Source organism: Bacillus sp. 105MF (assembly GCF_000374885.1).
Lineage (GTDB): Bacteria > Bacillota > Bacilli > Bacillales > Bacillaceae_G > Bacillus_A > Bacillus_A pseudomycoides.
Genome location: NZ_KB895565.1, coordinates 309,884 through 330,482, shown reverse-complemented (window position 1 = coordinate 330,482; position 20,599 = coordinate 309,884). Strand labels below are relative to the sequence as shown.

Sequence of the window (20,599 nt, the reverse complement as noted above, 5' to 3'; positions counted from 1 at the left end):
AAAAACTCCCGATTAAGGGAGTTTTTTACACTTGATAGGAAGTATGATTGAAACTACTTATTTTATACGCTTTCGTATAATACTCAAGGTTTGTATCAACTGTTTCTACTTTCACAACATCATAGCAATCTGTTTGTTTTACTAGAAATAAATAATATTCTTCTGTCGCTTCAATTATCGCAATACAACCTGTTTCAATATCGTATTGCACCTTAAGTGCTTGCAATGCATTCACGTAGTTTCCTAACTTTTTATTTTTACCCATTTCAAATACTGTTTGAACTAACATACACAATCTCCCCCTTTATATGTACTATTTCCAATCGAATGATAACGCTTACAAACGAATGCGTCAATAACGTAAAACTTTAATCAGTGGGATTTTCTTCATCCCCCACTGATTATTAACCCTCACCAATCGGGCTTTTACGGGCAGTTTCTCCACCCCTAGCCTCTTTGCTTTCACTGAATTTTGAGGTGGAGATCTTACTGCCCGTAAATAGCGGAATAAAGGCAACTTCCACCAATGAAACAAGTCATATACAGTGGAAGCCACATTTTATTTCGTTAATTGATGTCGAAATGCATAAATAACAGCCTGTGTACGATCGCTTACATTCAACTTGTTTAATATATTACTTACATGTGTCTTTACGGTTTTTAATGCAATAAATAACTCATCCGCAATTTCTTGATTACTCTTTCCCTCTGCAATTAATAATAAGATTTCAAACTCTCGTTCTGTTAAATCTTCATGAAGTGGCTGTTCTTTCTTTTGACGCATACGGGACATCATTTTCCCAGTAACTTTCGGCTCAAGTACTGTTTCCCCATCATAAGTCGCTCGTACTGCATCTGCGATATCGCTCGCTCTTGATGTTTTTAATAAATAGCTCGTTGCACCTGCTTCAATAACAGGATATAGTTTTTCATCGTCTAAAAAACTTGTCACGACAACTATTTTTGCTTCCGGCCATTCTTGAATAATGGCACGCGTTGCCTCAACACCATCCATTTCATCCATAACAAGATCCATTAAAATAATATCTGGCTTTAATGCTAATGCTAATTCTGAACCTTTTCTTCCATTTTCAGCTTCGCCAACCACTTCGATATCCGGCTGAGTTGATAAATACGCTGATACACCCATCCGCACCATTTCATGATCATCTACAAGCAGTACTTTAATCATGCTACTCCCCCTCTCTCTCTATTATAATTGGTACTTTCACTTCAATTTGTGTACCTTTATTCGGAAAACTTAGTACCTTTAGTGTTCCACCAATTTCATGAACACGCTCTTGAATAGACCTCAGACCATATGATCCAGCTTTATTGACACCTACTTCAAACCCAACACCATCATCAATGATTTTTAAAATTGCATATTGATCGATTTGACGAAGACGAACTTCTGTTTTCTTTGCCTTCGCATGCCGTAACGTATTGGATAAAGCTTCTTGCACAATACGGAATAAATGATCTTCCACACCTTTTTTCAATTGAATTGGCTCAATCAACCATTCAATTTTCATATGCTGTTTTCTTGAAAGCTCTGTTAGTAACTCTTCTATACCTTCTGTTAATTTTTTACCTTCAAGTTGTACAGGACGTAAATGAAGCAGCAATGCTCTCATTTCTGATTGTGCATTTACAACCATATTTTCCACAAGCTGCAATTGCTTTTTTGTTGTTTCTGGAATTTGAGCTACCTGTTCATTAATAGCTGACATCATCATAGACATTGCAAAAAGCTGCTGACTCACTGAATCATGCAGTTCTCTAGCTAATCGATGCCTTTCTTGAGAAATAGCTTCTTGTCTCATCTCTTCATTCCAATGAGCTCGTTCATTCGTTACTTTTTGAAATAATCCGGCTTGTTCCTCTAATCGCTTAGCAAGCGCAATTACCTTTCTCTCTACTTCATGAAATTCATCCTCTGCAGTAAACGAAACGTCTTTTGGAAAATTACCTCGCTCTACTTCAAATAAAAAAGTATTTAAACCTTGAATACGCTGCTGCATATAGTAACCAATTGCATATCCAACAATTCCCCCAATAAGAAGACTTGTGCTCATAATGAACAAGCTAATTGGAACAGAAGCAATGGATTCTTTCCACAATAAATCGTATACATCTTCTCTACTTTTCCATACATATACAATCGTACAAATAATTGCAATACTAACAGAAGATAACATAGAGTAACGAATATACATCCATGAAATATTCTTTTGCTTTTTCATTATACTTTCCTCACTTCCGTATCGCCTACGACAAGCGAAGAAATTATTTTAATACGCCGAGGAGCTTCCCTATACTGTTCTGTTTTGAATGTAACATTTCGATTAAATCCTGTCTCTTCATGTCCTGGAAGTAATACTCTACCAACAATAACAGAATGATTTAAAGATAATTCAATATCGTACGGAACATACAAACGAATGTTACCAATAACGCCACGAATAACGATAACCGTTTCTCCTTCAGGAATCATCGCCGTCGTCAAGTCAATTTCAACATCACCGACTCCGTACTGGACATTAATATCCTCTAATTCATAAATATGATCCATCATTCTTACGTTACCTACCATCATATTTTTAAGATATGGTTCTGTACGATAGATTTGTTTTTCTTCATCTATATATCCTTTTTCCTTAATTTCTACCTGCACAGTTTTTGGCTTCTGCTGTCCTTGTATAAGCTGATAACCGATGAAAGCTAAGCAAGTAACTACAACAAGCACGAAGGCTGCTGATGAAAACAGGAAGAATAAAAAAATAAGTCCTCCGACAAATAAAAACACATTACCTCTCACATAGCGATTCTTTTTCCGATAATGTCTTCCGAACATAATCATAATAAATGCAAAAATAAGAGCACCCGGTTCAAAATGTCCGAGAATCATATCAAGAAAAAGACCAAATCCAAATATGATGAGGAGCATCCCCACTAGTTGTGATTTTGAAAATTGTTTCTTCATTTCAGCTCCCCTCCTTCTTGTCACATATAAATAGAAGAAAAAGGTATTGCTTTCCAACACCTTTTCTTCTATCACTATATCATAAGCTCGTTTTATAATGTACTACAATTATTTTGTTACTTCTTTTGTTAAGGATACTTCATCCTTTTCTTTCATTTCACGCTCAAGTTTTGCAATTTTCATATCAAATGTATCACGCTCATGATCTTCATTCATGCGAAGTTCTAAATCACGAATGTGATCTTCAATTTCTTCAAATCGTAAGAATGGGTTGTTCTCATCCATTTTATGAAGAGCTGTATTCATGCGACGGTTCGCATGAGCCATGTTTTCACGTGCCATTAATTCCATACGCTTTGCATTCATTTCTTTTAGTTTATTTTTCATTTCAGAAAGACGTCGTTCTAACTCATCGATTTGCTCCACTACACCTGCATACATTTCTTCTAGTCGAGCTACTTGCCCTTCATAATATGCTACTTCTTCTAATGCACGTTCATGCAATTGCATTTCCCCTGCTTCTTGTGCAATTATCGCCTGTTTTGATCGCTTATTTACGAAATAACGAGCCTGCTCAAGTTCACGAGCAAAATTAGATTTTAGTGTTTTATGACGCTGAATTAACTTTTCAATTTTTGTTACTTCACGCTCGCTATCGCGTAAATATTGATTTAACATAGCGATTGGATTTTTTCTTTCTTTCTCATCTAAAACATTATGAAAATCTGCTAAAATTGCATCGCGTACACGTCCGAATAAAGATTGTTTCATTATAATCTTCCTCTCTTCTACTTTATGATTTAAATTGTTTTATATTAGTTTTTCATTAACTTGTTCCACTCATCTTCAAAGTTGCTATATCGTTTAGAGCCTTCTGAAGCAGAATCAACTACTACATCTTTTTCTTTTTTCCACTCACGGTATCCATAGTATAGAACTACTAATGCTACGATACCGATTAATGCTGGGGAATGGGAAAGGGCAATTGACAAGCCGATTAAACCGACAATACCCCAAGCTAACTTTCCAAAAAATGATTGTGCTCGCACAAATGATTTATAGCTCCAGTACACAATCCCTGCTCCAATTGCGAATCCTACAATACCAGCAAGACTACCAAGAGCAATCAAAGCCAAAATACCGGCCGCGATAAACGCTAAAAATTGTTTCATCTTGTGCTTGCCTCCCTTCGATTTGATACTCTTATCTTAACTATTTTTTTGACTTTCCATAACGAGCTTAAGAACCGTTTTCGAATCAGACTTAAGACCTATCCCGGGTCAGCCCTACATTAAGATGCATATAAAGTTAAACAAAGCGTATATACGCTTCATAAAGAAAAGAGGATGCCTTATATAAGACATCCTCTTCTTTACGCTGTTTTATGATATTCTTTTTTTTCCGCTACCTTCGAAAACCGCGGAAAACCAATTAAAATGGAGACTATACCACATACTCCAACTAAAATTGGATAAAACGCATATGGTAACAGTTCAATTGGAGATAATGCGGCAAATCCTGCTGCTGTTAACATTTGTGCACCGTACGGAATTAATCCTTGTATGCAGCAAGAGAAAAGATCTAACACACTCGCTGATTTTCGTGGATCAATTTCATATTGATCGGCAATATTTTTTGCAAGCGGTCCTGTGAAAATAATAGAAATTGTGTTATTCGCTGTACACATATTCGTCATACTCACTAAACCGGCGATTCCAAACTCCGCGCCTTTTTTCGAACGAATATTACGTGTTAATATATCCATTAAATATTGAATACCACCATTATATTGAATGAGTTCAACCATTCCACCGATTAAAATTGCTAGTAATACCAACTCCATCATACCGCCAATGCCAGTCGTTACACTTTTAAAGAAACTCGCTAATGTATAACTTCCATCTATTAGGCCGATAATGCCAGATAATACAGTTCCACCTGTTAATACGATGAGCACATTCCATCCAAGCAACGCTGTAACAAGTACACCTGCGTATGGTAAAATTTTCACCCAATCAAACATATGAGCTTTAATTTCTGTATGATTCCCTAATGTAATAACTACTAATAGTACAATCGTTATAATTGCAGCTGGCAGTACAATTAAAAAGTTCGTTTTAAACTTATCTTTCATTTCTGTTCCTTGCGAACGAACAGCTGCAATTGTCGTGTCAGAAATAAATGATAGATTATCACCAAACATTGCCCCACCGACAACTGTTGCCATCGTTAACGCAATAGAAATATCTGTTTGCTGGCTAATCCCTACAGCAATTGGTGCTAACGCTGCAATAGTCCCCATCGAAGTTCCCATCGCTAGTGAAATAAAGGCCCCTATAACAAAAATCCCAGCAACGATAAACCCTTGCGGTAAAATAGATAGTGCTAAATTAACTGTAGAGTCAACTCCACCCATTCCTTTTGCTGTTTCAGAAAACGCACCAGCAAGTACAAAAATCAACACCATAATCATAATATCCGGATTACCAGCCCCTTTGGCAAACCGTTCAACTTTCACTGTAAAGCTTTCCTTACGATTCATCACTAACGCTGTTCCTACAGCTATTAAAATCGCAACAAGTATCGGCAATTTATAGAAATCACCTGTAATAATGCCAGAACCAATAAATAGCCCCAAAAATATTCCAAGCGGTAATAACGCCAAACCATTCCCTCTCGTTTGTTTCAAAATAACATCTCTCCCTATTTCTAAACCTTTTCTATTCAATAACAAAAGACCTCTTCCGAAAAGAAGAGGTCTTATAATTCTATAAGAAACACTCTCCTCATCTTTCAAGCACATGCTTGCTGGATTTGGCACAGCACTCCATCGTGAGTCCGCTGCCGAGGCATCGTAGGGCCAGTCCCTCCGCCTCTCTTTATAAGAAGGTTTCATATTTTATTTTTAATAATAATTTCTTTCCTAACTTTACTCGCTTACAAATCAAAAGTCAATTATTATTTGTATAAAAACAGTTGGTATTTTTTGATATTTATACAAAAACACGAATAAATCAGCATAAAGAAAGGAAAATAGTCATTTTAATTTTCGAATTTCTTTTTCTAAAATTGCAATCCAAGGAAGCTTTTCTTTTTCAATTTCCTCCATAAGCCATTTGGCCGTATCCCACGCTACATTATGTTCTTCTTCAGAAATATCTCCAGCTATATACGCTGCTTCTAATTCATCTTCATCCAGTAAATATACCTCACCATTAGGTAATAACACTACATCCAAATATAAATCGTCGAAATAGGGCATACCTCGCCCATCTATTCTAAATTTTTTTGCCACATCAATATAATACTGCACTAAGTTCTTCTTTTCATCGAGCATAGCTGTAATCGCGAAGTTCTTATCATTTATAAAATACTGCACCCATGTGTATCCATCATTTACAATGCAAAGTTCTTGATTATTATATTGCTTGTAACTAGGCTCTGTCACTTTGGGCGTATGCAGTATCCCTAACATTCCTTGCTCTATGATCTTCACTTCATATGTTTTCTCTATTAGCCGTTCCCAGGACGATCCATCTCCGTATTTCCGTTTCATTATTCTCTCTCCTTTACTATGCAAAAAAGCCCCCACATCTTATGTGAGGGCTTTTACGACAATTATTACGCTGCTTGTTTCTCTGAAATCTCTTTTAAATAGGCTTGTCCTTTTGCATCGTCATATTGACCTTCCCACTTAGACATAACAACAGCTGCTAAAGAGTTACCTACAACGTTAACTGCTGTACGAGCCATATCTAAAATACGGTCAATACCTGCGATAAATGCTAAACCTTCTGCTGGAATACCTACTGTACCAAGTGTCGCTAATAGTACAACGAATGATACTCCTGGTACACCGGCAATCCCTTTAGATGTAACCATTAATACAAGTAATAATGTAATTTGTTGTGTAATGGATAAATCAATACCGTACATTTGCGCTAAGAAAATTGCCGCAATCGCTTGGTATAGCGTCGATCCATCTAAGTTAAACGAGTAACCAGTTGGAATAACGAAAGATGTAATTGCTTTCGGACAACCGAATTTCTCCATTTTCTCCATCAGTTTCGGTAAAACCGTTTCTGAGCTCGCAGTAGAATACGCTAAAATCAGCTCATCTTTTAAAATTTTGAAGAATTGGAAAATATTAATCCCGAATAATTTTGCCGTAAGTCCTAATACAACTACGACGAAGAAAATCATGGATCCATAAACGACGATTACTAATTTCCCTAACGGAATTAATGAAGCTAAACCAAATGTAGAAACTGTAACACCGATTAATGCGAATACACCAAATGGTGCGAACTTCATAACTTGGTTTGTTACGTAAAACATTGCATCTGCTACGCCTTGGAAAAATTGAAGAACCGGTCGTCCTCTTTCACCAACCGCCGCAACTCCTAAACCAAATAGTACAGAGAAGAAAATAATGGCAAGCATATCGCCATCAACCAATGATTTCATAATATTCGTCGGAACGATATTTACAAATGTATCTGCAAACGAATGACTTTGCACTTGAGCTGTCGTTTCTGCATATTTAGAAATATCAGTCTTTGTTAATTGATCCATATTCACGCCTTTTCCTGGTTGAAAAATATTCGCTACCAGTAGGCCAACAACAATCGCAATCGTTGTAATAATTTCGAAGTAAATAATTGTCTTTCCGCCTAATCGACCTAGCTTTTTAACATCACCAACTCCTGCAACCCCAACAACGATGCTCGCTACGACGATTGGTACAACAATCATTTTAATTAATCGGATGAAAATATCACCAATTGGTTTTAAGTATCCTACAACTGTGCTATCGCCATAAAAAATTGCCCCAACTGCAATACCAAGCGCAAGACCTATTAAAATTTGCCATGCAAGTCCTATCCTTTTCATACTTGCTGCAACCCCCTTCTTAGATGCATTAACTCTCCCCTTCTCTCGTTCTATGAAACTAAGAAATTAAGAGTATTACATATTATTCGACAATTCACTACATTTTGTCCCTGTTAAAAATCATAAATCAAAAAATGAAATCTGACAACAAAATAAATTTGTGTGAATACAAATAATTTTCTTGACAAAAATAAAACTCATGTCAGAAAACCTAACATGAGAACGATTCCTCACTATTCACTTATAGATTTTAAAACAAAGCTTTATTGTGTAAAATGAAATCATTTTTATTCATTTTACGTGCTTCTAAAATTAAAAAATTCGATTCTTAATACTAATTTCAACTTTACAATTAGACGACAAACTCTCCTAAAATATTCTTAATTCCGACAATACTTAGCAATTTTATAAAATTTTCTTTACAGTATGATTACAACAATAGACACCCTTCTTCTTCTTATGATATATACATTCATAGGGAAAGGAGCTAGACAACAATGAAAAAATTTGCAACTTTCAGCGTTTTAGCAGCAGGAACTATTTTTGTTTCTCCGTTACTTTCACCAGTACACGCGGAAACAAATCAAGATAAATTATCTACAATTGAATCAGAATTAGAAGGACAACAAAGCGACTTACAAAATAAATCAGCAGAGAAAGAACAAATTGAAAAAGAAATACAAGAATTACAAAAAAAGATTGATGAACTAACTATTTCTATTAATAAAAATGAAGCTGATTTAAATGATACAAAGAAAGAAATTAGCAAGACTCAACAAGTCATTGCTGAGAAAAAGAAACATATTGAGCAATTACAAATCAACATAGATACACGTCAAGATGTCATTAAACAACGACTGCAATCTATGCAAGAAAAACCTCGCACAAATATCATTACGGAAGTGTTAACAAATTCAAATAACATCGCAGATCTTGTTGACAATATATATTCCGTAAGTTTGATTTTAAATAATGATACCGATATTGTAAAAAAACAAACTAGTGATCAAGAGGCTGTAACAGCAGAAAAAGAGGCTGTTGAGAAAAAGGAACAGCAATTAGAGGAATCCAAACAAAAATTAGAACATAAGCAACAAGAATTGCAAGCGAATCAACAGCAGCAACAAGCGCTCATTAACGATTTACATACGAAAGTATCCAAAGTAGATTCTGAGATTGAGGGATTAGAAGAATCGAAAAGCATTTTAGAAAATCAACGACAAGCGGTTCAAAAAGCAATTGAAGAAGAAAAACGAGCGGAAGAAGCTCGTAAAGCTGAAGAGGCACGCAAGGCAGAGGACGCAAAAAAACAATCTGCACCAACACCGCAAGATACGAACAAAGGTGGATTTATTAAGCCAGCCGCTGGTTCAAAAACTTCTGGATTCGGCGCTCGTTCCCTAGATAATCATAAAGGCATTGATATCGCAGCCGCTGGAACAGTTCCAATTATCGCCGCTGCAGACGGTGTTGTTATTCGTTCCGAATTATCATCCAGTTATGGAAATGTCGTTTACTTATCACATCGTATAAACGGAAAAACTTATACAACAGTATATGCTCATATGAGCAGCCGTTCTGTATCTAATGGACAAACTGTAAAACAAGGTCAACAATTAGGATTTATGGGAAACACCGGTCAATCTTTCGGACAACATTTACATTTTGAACTTCATATTGGCGAATGGAATGTGGGTAAAACAAATGCAGTTGATCCTTCTAGTTATATCGGATTATAAAGTGAAACTTTAATCATTATTTTTTCCTCCGCATGTGGAAATTTTGAGGCATGGGTTTTACTGGCGGATAAATAGAAGACTCGGTACATACCGAGTCTTCTATTTATCCCGAAAGCAATGGTTTTGTCCCCAAAATTATTTTTAACACTTTGTAGGCATTTTACATAAACTAAAACAAAATGCCTATTCATCTAGGGGGGATACACATGAATACAGAACAACAAGCAGAACTACAAGAAGCCCAAGAAACATATGTTGGCCGATTATTTACGCTTGGTAGTGCAATCCTATTTTTAATTGGTTCCGTTATATCAATTGCTACAGCTTATAAAACATATACTCGTTTATTAAAAACATCTGCATTACAATAAATTGAAACTTTAATCAGCGAGAGTATTACTGTCCGTGAATAGCGGGATAAAATAAAAAAGGCAGGGAATCTCCCCTCGCCTTTTTATTTTGCAAACATCTTAAATATACCAATTGCATTTAAAAATACGATTACTACTGTAATTGGAATTATATAACGTAGTAAGAAAAACCAAATGTTAAATAATGTTTTTCCCTTTGTTTCTGTAACTTCTAATTCTTTCATTAGTAAATCTTTACTCATTTTATTCGGTACAAACAATGAAATTGCTAGTACCCCTAACGGCAGCAATACATTACTTACCGTAAAGTCCACTAAGTCAAAAAATGTTTTTCCGAAAACTTTTACATCACTCATAATTCCAAATGATAGTGCAGATGGAATTCCAACCGCAAAAATTAGTAATCCAATAACAAATGATGCCGAAGGACGTTTTTTCTCATTATCTTTCGCTACAGATGCAACAACAATTTCAAGCATCGAGATTGCAGAAGTTAAGGTTGCAAAGAAGAATAAAATTAAAAACATAATAAAGAAAAATTGTCCGAATGGTATTTTCGCAAATACAGCTGGAAGAATAATGAACAATAAACCTGGTCCTTCTGTCGGTTTAACCCCTAATGCGAAAATCGCCGGGAAAATTGCTAGTCCCGCAAGCACTGTAATAAAAATCGTTAAGCTTACAATTGATGTTGCTGATTTCGCTAAATGCTCCTCTTTCTTTAAGTATGAGCTGTATGTTACCATTACCGAAGCACCTACTGTTAGTGAAAAGAAAGATTGTCCCATCGCATATAAAATCGTATCGGCTGTTAGCTTTGAAAAATCCGGTTTTAAAAAAAACTCTACACCAGCCCATGCACCATCAAGTGTAAGAGCACGAATAATAATAGCAATAAACAAAATAAATAATAGCGGCATCATATACTTACTTGCCTTTTCGATTCCTTTTTCTACACCTTTACTTACAACAAAAATAGTACAAAGCATAAAGATTAACTGAGCACCTACTGCGCTAGCAGGATTCGAAATTGTTTGTTCAAACAATTTTCCATATTCAACTGCCCCACTCCAAAAGCTTCCTGTCACACTATAATATAAATATAATAAAATCCATCCACCTACGACGCTATAAAAGGATAGTACACTAAAACAAGTGACAACACCCATACGACCAATCCATGGATATAATTTACTATTTGGTACTAACAATTTATATGCAGTAACCGCTTCTTTTTGTGTACTACGACCAATAACAAACTCTGCTAAAAGAAGAGGCATACCAATAAATAAAGTTAATAATAAGAAGACTAGAAAAAACGCTCCCCCTCCGCCATTACCTGCAACGTACGGAAACTTCCATATCGCTCCAAGTCCTACTGCGGCTCCGGCTGCTGCGAGTACAAAACCTATTTTCGATGTCCATTGCTGTGTTTCTTTCATTGTAAATTCTCCTTTTCTGAATATTTCCACTTTTCTTAATTATACACTTTCATTTCATACTCGCACACCTCCTTTAGAAAATAAAAAAGCCCCCTACACGCTACTATGCATGTAGAGGACGATATATGTAATAATACCGTGGTACCACCTCGATTGGATTAAACAATCCCACTTGTTCAGGTACAGGAAAAATTCCGATACCCTATCCTTGTAACGGCGGAACCCGGGGTGCCTACTAAATAGTTCAGCATACCTCTCGCAAGCCCATTCTGTATATTTTATCGTACCAGGCTCACACCTTATCCCAGCTCTCTGAACGCATCAAATATACGTACTCTTCTTGCTCATCGATTTCATCTATTGAAGTTACTTGTGATTATAGAGTAGATTGCTATATTTGTAAAGAGGAATTTAATTTGTTCGGCTATATAAAAGGATCTGACCGCTTCTACGCATGGCCGGATGCTCTCTTCCACCTAAAAAGAAAGGTTTATCTCAGTTTTTCAATTTATATTTTAAGCAATACGTGTATTCTATTCTACACATACTCTTTCAGCTAACTCTTGTAAAAACCATTCTCTTTTCTGCTGGTTTTGAATATACTCAAGCTTCAACACTTCTTGCAATAAAATATTCTGTTGTCTTTTTTCTAGTCGTAATTGTTTCACCTTCATCCTTACTTCATATAAGAAATCAAGATAGTCTTCATATGTCTCATCATATTTCATCGCAATATCATCCCGAATTTTTTTCGCAAGTTTTGGACTTGCACCTCCAGTAGAAACGGCAACATTGAGCATTCCTCTATGCATAGTTGCTGGAAAATGAACATTTCCACTTTCAGGATTAGTAATCACATTCACAAGCTGGTTTAATGATGCATCTTGTGCAATATGCTCATTTAATATTGCATCACTTGTAGCTGCTACTACTAAAAATGCATCTTCTAGATCACTTTTTTCATAGTCTTTTTGAAACCAGCGAATTTTCTTTGATTCTACAAGCTTCATTAAACTCTTATCTAAACCACGACTCACTACTACTATATTCGCTCCTTCTTTTAGTAAAGGCGCGATTTTATATGATGCCACTCGGCCACCACCAATGACAACAACTCGTTTATTTCTAATTCGAACTGTAAGTGGGTACACGCTCATCTCCCCTTAAAATTTCTTCCGTTTTCTGAATCAACATTTCTTGAAATACATGATTCCCCCCCAAATAAGGACATACATGTATACTCGAATAACTATAATTGCGAACCTCTCGTTCAATATGTTTCATTAACAATCCTGTAAATAGTAGGTAAGGAAGAACAACGATGTTCTCATTAGCTCGGTTTACAACTACTTTTAACTTTTCCTCAAATCGCGGCTCCGCTGCAACTAAATAACATACTTCTACCTTTCCAACTTTCTCTTCTTGTTCAAACAAAGAAGCAATATGCTTAATATCTTGTAACGTCTCAGGATCACTACTCCCCCTTGCAACAAGCAATAGGGTCACTTCATTTTCATACTCTTTAATGCCACTTCCCTTATACGCAGCCGATACGAGTGATTCCGAAACACCAAACGGATTCCCGTAAGTCATTACAATGTGAGGATATTTATTTTTCATTTTTTTTAACTCATTTGGGATATCTTCTTTCACATGCCCTGCTGCTAATAAAAAGACCGGAACAACAACAATTTCTGTTGCGCCTCTTCTTACGCAAGCAGCAAAGCCTTCTGAAATAAAAGGCTTTGCTAACTCTAAAAAACACAGCTCTTGAATAGGAGCTGATACACGATTCATACAAGAAGAAACAAAGTCTATCGCTTCCTCTTTCGCCTCTCGCAACCTACTTCCATGGCATATATATAACACAGCTTTCATTTTATAACACTCCGCTTACTGGATACGTAATGTCAGCCTGGCGTTCAAACCAATGAATTTTTTCACGAAAACGAACAACTTCTCCAATCACAATCATACTCGGATTTTGAATCCGCTCTTTTCCAGCAATCGTTACAATTGTTCCTAACGTTCCTGTAATGGTTCGCTGAGATGATGTAGTTCCCCACTCCACAATAGCAACTGGCGTATCTTCTCCTTTTCCATGTTTCAAAAGCTGTTCACATATATAAGGAAGATTGCTTACTCCCATATAAACAGCAAGCGTGTCAACACCTTTCGCTAAGTTTTCCCACTTCACTTCTTCTTCAGCCCCCTCTTTCCGATGCCCTGTCACAACAGCGAAACTTGCGCTCGCGTCCCGATGTGTAACAGGAATACCAGCATATGCTGAAGCAGCAATCCCAGCTGTAATACCAGGTACAATTTCAAACGGAATACCATGCTTTGCTAACGCTTCCGCTTCTTCACCACCTCTTCCGAATACAAATGGATCTCCACCTTTTAAACGGGTTACAATTTTTCCTTTTTTCGCATATTTAACAAGAAAAGCATGAATCGTTTCTTGTTTCATGGTGTGATAGTTTGGTAGCTTCCCACAATATATTAAGTCTGCATCTGGCTTTGCATAAGAAAGTAATTCCTTATTTACAAGACGATCATATAAAATGACATCCGCTCGTTCGATACACTTTACCCCTTTTACAGAAATTAGCTCTGGATCTCCCGGCCCCGCACCAACGATATATACTTTTCCCATCATCTCTCCTCATTTCTACTATAAGGTGAAACTTCCATCCCTATTACAAATAGAAGTTACTATATAAATCCATTTTGATTTTCCAACATATAAATCACTGCTATAAAGAACAAAAGGTGACCCGCACTCGTTTTCTCTCTTTGTTTTCACTCGACATGAGGCAAGAGGAGGAGCTGACCGCTGCTATGCATGGTCGAATGCTCTCTCCCACCTAAAAAGAAAGGTTTGATATCGGTTTTTCAATTTGTATTACACTGTCTCCTGCTCATGAATGACAAATGCTGCACCTTTTCGAATCTTCTTCTTTTCATATAGAGAGATTTCCTTCACTTCTGGAAGCGGTAAAAAATACTTCTCTAATTCTACTTCCACAAGTTTAAACGCCTGTTCTTCACTTTGCGCAACAACCACTACAGGAACAACACCATTTGCCAATACTGCTTCAAAACGATACAAATCCATATTGCTCCCTCCTAAGATGCAATCACTTCTTCTAAAATATGATTTAAGGCCCCTTGTAAATCTTCTATACCAACGCGTCCTACAAACTCATAAAATGTTTCAGCTGGCAGTTTATGTTCTTTAAAATATGTTAAAAACGATACAAGAACATTGGGAAGGTCTTCTCCATCAATCTTTCCTTTTAATTTTTGGTTATAGACACCACCATCTAATAACGTACCACCTATATAAATTTCAAATGCTTCAACAATTCCTTTTTCTTTCGTTTTCAATTTCACCCCTTGCAAACCAATGTCCGCAATTTGTCTTTGTCCACATGAATTTGGACATCCTACCATATGAATACGAACCGGAACATCTAAAGCAAGCTGTGTATCTAAATAATCTGCAATATTACGTAGTCTTTCTTTCGTTTCTACTAATGCAAGGTTACAATACTCAATACCTGTGCATGATACCGCATATCCGATGAAAGATTTTGGACTTGCAGAAATAGATTCAAATAAAGGTTCTTTTAACAGTCCTTCTATATTACCTTTCGGAACATTCGGAATAATGAAGTTTTGTGAGTTACATGTACGAATTTCACCATTTCCGTACTGTTTCGCAATTCTAGCAATTTCAAAGAACTCCTCAGAGTGTAAGCGACCAACCGGTACGTTAAAACCAACGTATGATAAATCCCCTTGTTTTTGCTTATGAACACCGTAGAAATATCCAGCATTCCATCCTTTTAAAGCATCCTTCCCCTTATCATGTAAATGTCCTGTATATTCTAATAATTTTTCTTTGAATTTTTCCGGTCCCCAATCCGCAACTAAGAATTTCAAACGTGCTAAATGTCGTTTTTCACGATATCCAAAATCACGGAAAACAGTAGCAATTGCAATCGCAACTGTTTTCACTTGCCCAGGAAGTATGAATAAATCTAGTTCTTGTGCTAAATACGGACGGGCAGATAACCCCCCGCCTACTCGTAAATGAAATCCCTCCACCGTTTTTCCATCAATCTCTTTTGTAGCCGGAATGAAGGCAGCACAGTTAATTTCAGCATTTGCTGCATTATATACGTTTGTACTGATCGACATTTTAAACTTTCGAGGTAAGTTTGAAAATTCTTCATTATGTTGAAAGAAATCATATACCTCTTTTACAATTGGTGCTGTATCAAATAGTTCATCACCATCAATACCAGCAAGGGGGTTCCCAATAATATTTCTTGTAATATCACCACAAGCTCCCGCTGATGATAATCCTACTTTTTCTAAGCGGTTAAAAACATCTGGTATTTGACCAATTTCAAGCCAATGGAATTGAATCGCCTGTCTTGTAGTAATATCAAGAACATCACGACCATACTCTTCCGCAATTGAAGCCAATACCTCCACTTGTTCATTCGTTAAAATACCAGAAGGAATATTAACGCGCATCATAAAATACCCTGCCTCTTTTGGACGTTGTAAATATAACCCCGCCCACTTAAATGAATCCCACTCTTCTTTCGGAATAGAATCAAATCCATTTTCAGCATAATACGGAATAGCTTTAAAGATTTCTAAGCCATCTTTTTCTAATTTCTTTTTCTCTGTAGCATTTAACTTTTCATTGTTTGCCCACACTTTGTCATAACTCATTTTTATTCCCCCTATATAAAGCTACGCTCTTGTAAGTAACCGATGATTTGTTCTGCACATTGTTCAATCGAATAAAGATGCGTTTCTACAACCACTTCTGCTCCAAACGGCTCTTCATATGGCGAATCAATGCCGGTAAATTGCTTAATATCGCCTTGTCTCGCTTTTTTATAGAGCCCTTTCGGATCACGTTTCTCACATTCTTCTATTGGACACTTTACAAACACTTCGAGAAATTCTTCCTTTTCAAGAATATCCCTTACTTGCTGGCGATCCACTCGAAATGGAGAAATAAATGCTGTTAATACAATTGTCCCTTGATCTACAAATAACTTCGCCACTTCACCAATACGACGAATATTTTCTGTCCGATCACTTTCGGAAAATCCTAAATCTTTATTTAAACCATGACGAATATTATCGCCATCGAGTACATAATTACCAATATTTTTTTCAAATAATTTTCGGGCAACCGCATTTGCTACTGTTGATTTTCCAGAAGCTGATAAGCCTGTGAACCAAAGGACAAAACTGTGGTGACCACTTTTCTTTCGTCTTTCCTCTTTTAAAACAGATGCTGTATGCCAAGTGATATTTGTTTCCATCCTACTCTCTCCTTATTTTGTAACGACTTCTTTTTGTAAACCACGAATTAATATTTCTATAACTTCTTTACGGCTAAATTCACTTGGTGGAATTTCTCCATTTCGCAACATTTCTCTTACTTTCGTCCCTGATAAAATAACATGTTCTTCTTTACTGTGCGGACATGTTTTTGTAGAGGCCATCGCCTCACATTTTGTACAGTAAAAACTATGTTCAAAGAAGAGTGGTGCAATCCCTAACTCCTCTACTGTAAAATTCGTAAAAATCTCTTGCGCTTCGTACGTACCGTAATAATTCCCTACCCCAGCATGATCACGTCCCACAATGAAGTGTGTACAACCAAAGTTTTTTCTAACCAGTGCGTGAAATATCGCTTCACGTGGTCCCGCATAGCGCATTGCTGCTGGAAAAACACTTAAAAAGACACGGTCACTCGGATAATAATTTTTCAAAAGCACTTCATAACTTTCCATACGTACATCAGCTGGAATATCATCTGATTTCGTTTCACCAACGAGCGGATTTAAAAATAAGCCATCTACAATTTCCAGTGCAGACTTTTGAATATATTCATGTGCACGATGAACAGGATTTCTCGTTTGAAAACCTACCACTGTTTTCCAGCCACGTTTTGCAAACTCTGCACGTGTTTCACTTGGATCTAAATGATAAGAAGCAAACGTATCATTTCCAAACCGCTTCACAAGCGTAATTGTTCCTCCAACATAAACATTTGGTCGATCATATAACTTTTTCACACCTGGATGGACAGTATCAGTCGTTTTATAAACAAGCAATGCTTCCTTGTCTTTATCCGGTGTAAAAATATCTTCTATTTGAATCACACCATATGTGGTCCTTTCTTTGACAAGACGAACCTCTTCACCAATTTTTAATTGCTTCGCCTTCTCTTCTGTTATTGGTAGTGTAATAGGTATACTCCATACATCACCACTTACTAAACGCATGTTTTCTATAACAGATTGATAATCTTTCTTCCCTAAAAATCCAGTAAGCGGGCTATAACCACCTATTGCAATAAGCTCTAAATCACTTAAAGCAATTTTGTCCAATTCAATTTCTTTTGTAATCCCCTTTATTTCATATGTTTCATCAATACGATTTACTAATATTTTGGTTTTACTCATTCCCCTGTCCGCCTCTTTCACATATATTTAAAATCAACCATGTCCTTATTGATCATGAAGGCCACATTCCGTTTTCATCTTTCCAGCCCATCGTCCATTCCTTGAATCTCCCCCCTCTCCCACAGGCAACGTACATTTTTCACACCCTATACTTGGGTAACCCATGTCGTGCAATGGATTATAAGGCAAATCATGCTTATATACGTAACGCCACACTTCCTTCCACGTCCAATGAATAAGCGGACAAATTTTAATAGATTGGAAGCGGTGATCCTGATTTATAAACCTTGTATGTTTACGCGTTTCAGATTGTTCCCTTCTTAGCCCTGATATCCACGCTCTTCCATTCGATAAAGATTCTTCAAGTGATAAAATTTTCCTTAATTTACAACAAAGATTCGGATTATGTTCCCACAAACGATCCCCATGCTTTTTTGCTTGCTCCTCAAGTGTTAGCAAGGGTTGCTTTTCAATAATTTCAAGATCCGGAAACCTTTCGCGCACCCGCTTAATTAAATCGTATGTTTCTTGAAAATGAACGTTTGTATCTAAAAATACAACTTTTGCAGATGGATTTACTTGGTTTATAAGATGTAACAACACCATCCCCTCTACACCAAAGCTACATGCGTATACAATTTCATTTTCATAATGTTTATAGGCCCACTCTAATACTTGTAACGCTCCTTTTGTTTCATCTTTCTCAAAAAAAGAAACGAAATCCTCTTTCCACGTTTCATACGTCAGCATGGTCTCCCCCCCCCTGTAACGCAAAAAGACGGTTTTAACCTAATAAAATAGATTAAAACCGCCTCTAGTTTTTCTAGTCAGCGCTTTTTACTTTAAGCGTACCTTTTCACTTTTTTCAAGCTGAATCACTTTTCCATCTTGCACAACAATTGTAATAGAACCATATTTCATATCCGCAAGCATCGTTTGAATTTTCTCAGCTACTTCGTCAAAATGTCCACGCACTCCCACGAACAGCCCCCCTTTTTATTCATAAAAAAAATCTTTTCCATTTCGAAAAGACTGTTCGGTAATATATTTACCTTATCTTTCAAAATGGATGCCATTTTGCTGGACTTAGCACCTTGCTTCTTATAAGCAGGTTGCTGAGCTTCGTAGGGCCAGTTCCCTCCGCTTCTCTTGATAAGCTTTGTATTTGTATTTTATCATAATTCTGATTTTTTTCAATCCTAGTTTTCCGATATATTTTATATTTTTAAAAAGGGGTTGCTCTATTTGAACAACTCCTTTTATCATTACACAAGCTCTTTTATACGTATGCGATCGTTCCCAATTATATTTTCATATGTTTCACGTTCAACAACAATTTGTGATGCCCCACCTTTTGCAAATACTACAGCCGGTCTGCGAATACGATTATAATTATTAGCCATAGAATATCCATATGCTCCTGTACAAGAGATCGCTAACAAATCTGCTGTAGCAACTTGCGGCAGTTCTATATCCCAAATAAGCATATCTCCACTCTCACAACACTTTCCAGCAATTGAAACAACTTCTTCAGCCTCTTCTTTCCCTCGATTTGCTAGCATCGCCTCATAACGAGCTCCATATAAAGCTGGTCTTAAATTATCTGTCATTCCCCCATCGACTGACACATATTTACGAATGCCAGGGATATCTTTTACAGCTCCTACTGTATAAATTGTTGTTCCTGCATCCCCAACAATACTACGACCTGGTTCAATCCATATTTCAGGAAGTGGATAATTATTTCTTGTAAATTGTTCTCTCACTGCATCTGTTACAGCATGCACATATGTTTCAAGGGTAAGTGGTCTATCAGCTTCCGTATAACGAATACCAAAACCTCCACCAACATTTAACACCGTTACAACATAACCAGTCTGCTCCCTTATCTCTTCTAAAAAATTATGCAATACTTCAACCGCTCGAACAAATCCTGCTGTTTCAAAAATTTGTGACCCAATATGTGAATGAATACCTAACACATTATAATTTGATTTCTCTAGCGCTATTCGAATCGCCTGCATTGCCTGACCAGCCGAAACTCCAAAACCAAATTTCGAATCATCTTGCCCTGTTGTAATATATTCATGTGTATGCGCCTCTACTCCAGGTGTAACTCGAATTAATATATTTACAATTTTTCCATACTGCTGTGCTAAGTCATGTAATATTTCCATTTCAAAGAAATTATCTACCACAAAGCAGCCAACATCTGCTTGCAGCGCCATGACAATCTCTTCTTCGGTCTTATTATTACCATGAAAATGAATGCGTGATGCAGGAAAACCAGCTTGCAAAGCAGTATACAATTCGCCCCCAGAAACAACATCTAAAGACATATTTTCTTCACGAGCTACTCGGCACATCTCCATGCACAAGAACGCTTTACTTGCATACGCTACTTGGTAAGAGAATCCACTTTCCTGGAAAGCACGATGAAACGCGCGGCATTTTTCCCGAATAGAAGCCTCATCGTATACATAAAGTGGGGTCCCATACTGTTTAGCTAGCTGCGTTGTATCGCATCCTCCAATTTCTAAGTGTCCTTGCTCATTGATTCGGCTTGTGCCGTGTAAATACATTTGAATTCCTCCCTTATTTCCTCTAAAACTCATAACCCCAATCTTCTTCTATTCATTGCAGCGCGTTTTTAGATAAAGTG

22 protein-coding genes, 2 riboswitches and 1 other annotated feature are annotated in these 20,599 nt (G+C 36.7%); of the genes, 2 read left to right on the top strand and 20 right to left on the bottom strand.

The window, feature by feature from the left end; genetic code table 11:
- Window positions 1-25: 25 nt before the first annotated feature.
- The 9 genes from C564_RS0101795 to gltP form a co-directional block, all read right to left on the bottom strand.
- Window positions 26-289 (bottom strand): DUF3992 domain-containing protein, encoded by a 264-nt coding sequence (locus C564_RS0101795; protein WP_003196240.1) that lies wholly within the window; start codon window positions 287-289, stop codon window positions 26-28.
- A 270-nt stretch (window positions 290-559) separates the two neighbouring features.
- Window positions 560-1,192: a response regulator gene (locus C564_RS0101790; RefSeq protein WP_003196238.1), complete on the bottom strand. Its 633-nt coding sequence runs from the start codon at window positions 1,190-1,192 to the stop codon at window positions 560-562.
- Between the two features lies 1 nt (window position 1,193).
- Window positions 1,194-2,246, bottom strand: a complete 1,053-nt coding sequence (locus tag C564_RS0101785) for a sensor histidine kinase (protein ID WP_003196236.1) — start codon at window positions 2,244-2,246, stop codon at window positions 1,194-1,196.
- Entirely contained in the window at window positions 2,246-2,986 is a 741-nt protein-coding gene (liaF, locus tag C564_RS0101780; RefSeq protein ID WP_016114031.1) for a cell wall-active antibiotics response protein LiaF, read from the bottom strand. Before liaF ends, C564_RS0101785 begins: the two co-directional genes overlap by 1 nt.
- A gap of 108 nt (window positions 2,987-3,094) precedes the next feature.
- Window positions 3,095-3,757 carry a PspA/IM30 family protein gene (locus C564_RS0101775; RefSeq protein WP_003196232.1) on the bottom strand — a complete coding sequence of 221 codons (663 nt, stop codon included), beginning with the start codon at window positions 3,755-3,757 and terminating at the stop codon, window positions 3,095-3,097.
- 44 nt (window positions 3,758-3,801) lie between these two features.
- Window positions 3,802-4,158, bottom strand: a complete 357-nt coding sequence (locus C564_RS0101770) for a lmo0954 family membrane protein (RefSeq protein WP_003196230.1) — start codon at window positions 4,156-4,158, stop codon at window positions 3,802-3,804.
- Between the two features lie 200 nt (window positions 4,159-4,358).
- The gene (locus C564_RS0101765) at window positions 4,359-5,675 is read right to left on the bottom strand and encodes a Na+/H+ antiporter NhaC family protein (protein ID WP_006094179.1); all 1,317 of its coding nucleotides are present in this window, start codon (window positions 5,673-5,675) and stop codon (window positions 4,359-4,361) included.
- A gap of 94 nt (window positions 5,676-5,769) precedes the next feature.
- Window positions 5,770-5,874, bottom strand: a riboswitch (SAM riboswitch).
- A 149-nt stretch (window positions 5,875-6,023) separates the two neighbouring features.
- Entirely contained in the window at window positions 6,024-6,542 is a 519-nt protein-coding gene (locus tag C564_RS0101760) for a DUF402 domain-containing protein (RefSeq protein ID WP_018764229.1), read from the bottom strand.
- A gap of 65 nt (window positions 6,543-6,607) precedes the next feature.
- Window positions 6,608-7,879 carry a glutamate/aspartate:proton symporter GltP gene (gene gltP, locus C564_RS0101755; RefSeq protein WP_018764228.1) on the bottom strand — a complete coding sequence of 424 codons (1,272 nt, stop codon included), beginning with the start codon at window positions 7,877-7,879 and terminating at the stop codon, window positions 6,608-6,610.
- 497 nt (window positions 7,880-8,376) lie between these two features.
- Here gltP and C564_RS0101750 point away from each other — a divergent pair, with 497 nt between their 5' ends.
- Together C564_RS0101750 and C564_RS36635 are read left to right on the top strand one after the other, a co-directional pair.
- On the top strand, window positions 8,377-9,618 hold the full coding sequence (locus C564_RS0101750) for a murein hydrolase activator EnvC family protein (protein WP_018764227.1): 1,242 nt from the start codon (window positions 8,377-8,379) through the stop codon (window positions 9,616-9,618).
- Between the two features lie 206 nt (window positions 9,619-9,824).
- Complete coding sequence (locus tag C564_RS36635; RefSeq protein ID WP_018764226.1) at window positions 9,825-9,989, top strand: hypothetical protein; 165 nt, start codon at window positions 9,825-9,827, stop codon at window positions 9,987-9,989.
- Window positions 9,990-10,072: 83 nt separating this feature from the next.
- Here C564_RS36635 and C564_RS0101740 read toward each other — a convergent pair whose 3' ends face one another.
- The 11 genes from C564_RS0101740 to lysA form a co-directional block, all read right to left on the bottom strand.
- Window positions 10,073-11,431 (bottom strand): sodium-dependent transporter, encoded by a 1,359-nt coding sequence (locus C564_RS0101740; protein ID WP_018764225.1) that lies wholly within the window; start codon window positions 11,429-11,431, stop codon window positions 10,073-10,075.
- 111 nt (window positions 11,432-11,542) lie between these two features.
- Window positions 11,543-11,788, bottom strand: a binding site (T-box leader).
- Between the two features lie 176 nt (window positions 11,789-11,964).
- On the bottom strand, window positions 11,965-12,582 hold the full coding sequence (locus C564_RS0101735; protein WP_018764224.1) for an NAD(P)-binding protein: 618 nt from the start codon (window positions 12,580-12,582) through the stop codon (window positions 11,965-11,967).
- Window positions 12,557-13,309, bottom strand: coding sequence for a sirohydrochlorin chelatase (locus tag C564_RS0101730; protein WP_018764223.1), 753 nt, complete (start codon window positions 13,307-13,309; stop codon window positions 12,557-12,559). Before C564_RS0101730 ends, C564_RS0101735 begins: the two co-directional genes overlap by 26 nt.
- Window position 13,310: 1 nt before the next feature.
- A complete protein-coding gene (gene cobA / locus C564_RS0101725; protein WP_003196214.1) occupies window positions 13,311-14,087 on the bottom strand; it encodes a uroporphyrinogen-III C-methyltransferase in 777 nt (258 codons plus the stop codon).
- 249 nt (window positions 14,088-14,336) lie between these two features.
- Window positions 14,337-14,549 (bottom strand): DUF3906 family protein, encoded by a 213-nt coding sequence (locus C564_RS0101720; RefSeq protein WP_006094165.1) that lies wholly within the window; start codon window positions 14,547-14,549, stop codon window positions 14,337-14,339.
- A gap of 11 nt (window positions 14,550-14,560) precedes the next feature.
- Window positions 14,561-16,183, bottom strand: a complete 1,623-nt coding sequence (locus C564_RS0101715; RefSeq protein ID WP_018764222.1) for a nitrite/sulfite reductase — start codon at window positions 16,181-16,183, stop codon at window positions 14,561-14,563.
- An 11-nt stretch (window positions 16,184-16,194) separates the two neighbouring features.
- Window positions 16,195-16,788: an adenylyl-sulfate kinase gene (gene cysC / locus C564_RS0101710; RefSeq protein ID WP_018764221.1), complete on the bottom strand. Its 594-nt coding sequence runs from the start codon at window positions 16,786-16,788 to the stop codon at window positions 16,195-16,197.
- A gap of 12 nt (window positions 16,789-16,800) precedes the next feature.
- Window positions 16,801-17,937, bottom strand: a complete 1,137-nt coding sequence (sat, locus tag C564_RS0101705; RefSeq protein WP_018764220.1) for a sulfate adenylyltransferase — start codon at window positions 17,935-17,937, stop codon at window positions 16,801-16,803.
- A gap of 45 nt (window positions 17,938-17,982) precedes the next feature.
- Complete coding sequence (locus tag C564_RS0101700) at window positions 17,983-18,687, bottom strand: phosphoadenylyl-sulfate reductase (RefSeq protein WP_018764219.1); 705 nt, start codon at window positions 18,685-18,687, stop codon at window positions 17,983-17,985.
- Between the two features lie 87 nt (window positions 18,688-18,774).
- On the bottom strand, window positions 18,775-18,918 hold the full coding sequence (locus C564_RS34255) for a YezD family protein (RefSeq protein ID WP_003196202.1): 144 nt from the start codon (window positions 18,916-18,918) through the stop codon (window positions 18,775-18,777).
- A 69-nt stretch (window positions 18,919-18,987) separates the two neighbouring features.
- Window positions 18,988-19,096: riboswitch (SAM riboswitch) on the bottom strand.
- A 106-nt stretch (window positions 19,097-19,202) separates the two neighbouring features.
- Window positions 19,203-20,519, bottom strand: coding sequence for a diaminopimelate decarboxylase (gene lysA, locus C564_RS0101685; protein WP_018764217.1), 1,317 nt, complete (start codon window positions 20,517-20,519; stop codon window positions 19,203-19,205).
- Window positions 20,520-20,599 lie beyond the last annotated feature (80 nt).

What these genes read in the sequence shown, in the direction of transcription:
- C564_RS0101795 (WP_003196240.1), bottom strand. Translation starts at nt 289, where the DNA reads ATGTTAGTTCAAACAGTATTTGAAATGGGTAAAAATAAAAAGTTAGGA.
- C564_RS0101790 (WP_003196238.1), bottom strand. Translation starts at nt 1,192, where the DNA reads ATGATTAAAGTACTGCTTGTAGATGATCATGAAATGGTGCGGATGGGT.
- C564_RS0101785 (WP_003196236.1), bottom strand. Translation starts at nt 2,246, where the DNA reads ATGAAAAAGCAAAAGAATATTTCATGGATGTATATTCGTTACTCTATG.
- liaF (WP_016114031.1), bottom strand. Translation starts at nt 2,986, where the DNA reads ATGAAGAAACAATTTTCAAAATCACAACTAGTGGGGATGCTCCTCATC.
- C564_RS0101775 (WP_003196232.1), bottom strand. Translation starts at nt 3,757, where the DNA reads ATGAAACAATCTTTATTCGGACGTGTACGCGATGCAATTTTAGCAGAT.
- C564_RS0101770 (WP_003196230.1), bottom strand. Translation starts at nt 4,158, where the DNA reads ATGAAACAATTTTTAGCGTTTATCGCGGCCGGTATTTTGGCTTTGATT.
- C564_RS0101760 (WP_018764229.1), bottom strand. Translation starts at nt 6,542, where the DNA reads ATGAAACGGAAATACGGAGATGGATCGTCCTGGGAACGGCTAATAGAG.
- gltP (WP_018764228.1), bottom strand. Translation starts at nt 7,879, where the DNA reads ATGAAAAGGATAGGACTTGCATGGCAAATTTTAATAGGTCTTGCGCTT.
- C564_RS0101750 (WP_018764227.1), top strand. Translation starts at nt 8,377, where the DNA reads ATGAAAAAATTTGCAACTTTCAGCGTTTTAGCAGCAGGAACTATTTTT.
- C564_RS36635 (WP_018764226.1), top strand. Translation starts at nt 9,825, where the DNA reads ATGAATACAGAACAACAAGCAGAACTACAAGAAGCCCAAGAAACATAT.
- C564_RS0101740 (WP_018764225.1), bottom strand. Translation starts at nt 11,431, where the DNA reads ATGAAAGAAACACAGCAATGGACATCGAAAATAGGTTTTGTACTCGCA.
- C564_RS0101730 (WP_018764223.1), bottom strand. Translation starts at nt 13,309, where the DNA reads ATGAAAGCTGTGTTATATATATGCCATGGAAGTAGGTTGCGAGAGGCG.
- cobA (WP_003196214.1), bottom strand. Translation starts at nt 14,087, where the DNA reads ATGGGAAAAGTATATATCGTTGGTGCGGGGCCGGGAGATCCAGAGCTA.
- C564_RS0101720 (WP_006094165.1), bottom strand. Translation starts at nt 14,549, where the DNA reads ATGGATTTGTATCGTTTTGAAGCAGTATTGGCAAATGGTGTTGTTCCT.
- C564_RS0101715 (WP_018764222.1), bottom strand. Translation starts at nt 16,183, where the DNA reads ATGAGTTATGACAAAGTGTGGGCAAACAATGAAAAGTTAAATGCTACA.
- cysC (WP_018764221.1), bottom strand. Translation starts at nt 16,788, where the DNA reads ATGGAAACAAATATCACTTGGCATACAGCATCTGTTTTAAAAGAGGAA.
- sat (WP_018764220.1), bottom strand. Translation starts at nt 17,937, where the DNA reads ATGAGTAAAACCAAAATATTAGTAAATCGTATTGATGAAACATATGAA.
- C564_RS0101700 (WP_018764219.1), bottom strand. Translation starts at nt 18,687, where the DNA reads ATGCTGACGTATGAAACGTGGAAAGAGGATTTCGTTTCTTTTTTTGAG.
- lysA (WP_018764217.1), bottom strand. Translation starts at nt 20,519, where the DNA reads ATGTATTTACACGGCACAAGCCGAATCAATGAGCAAGGACACTTAGAA.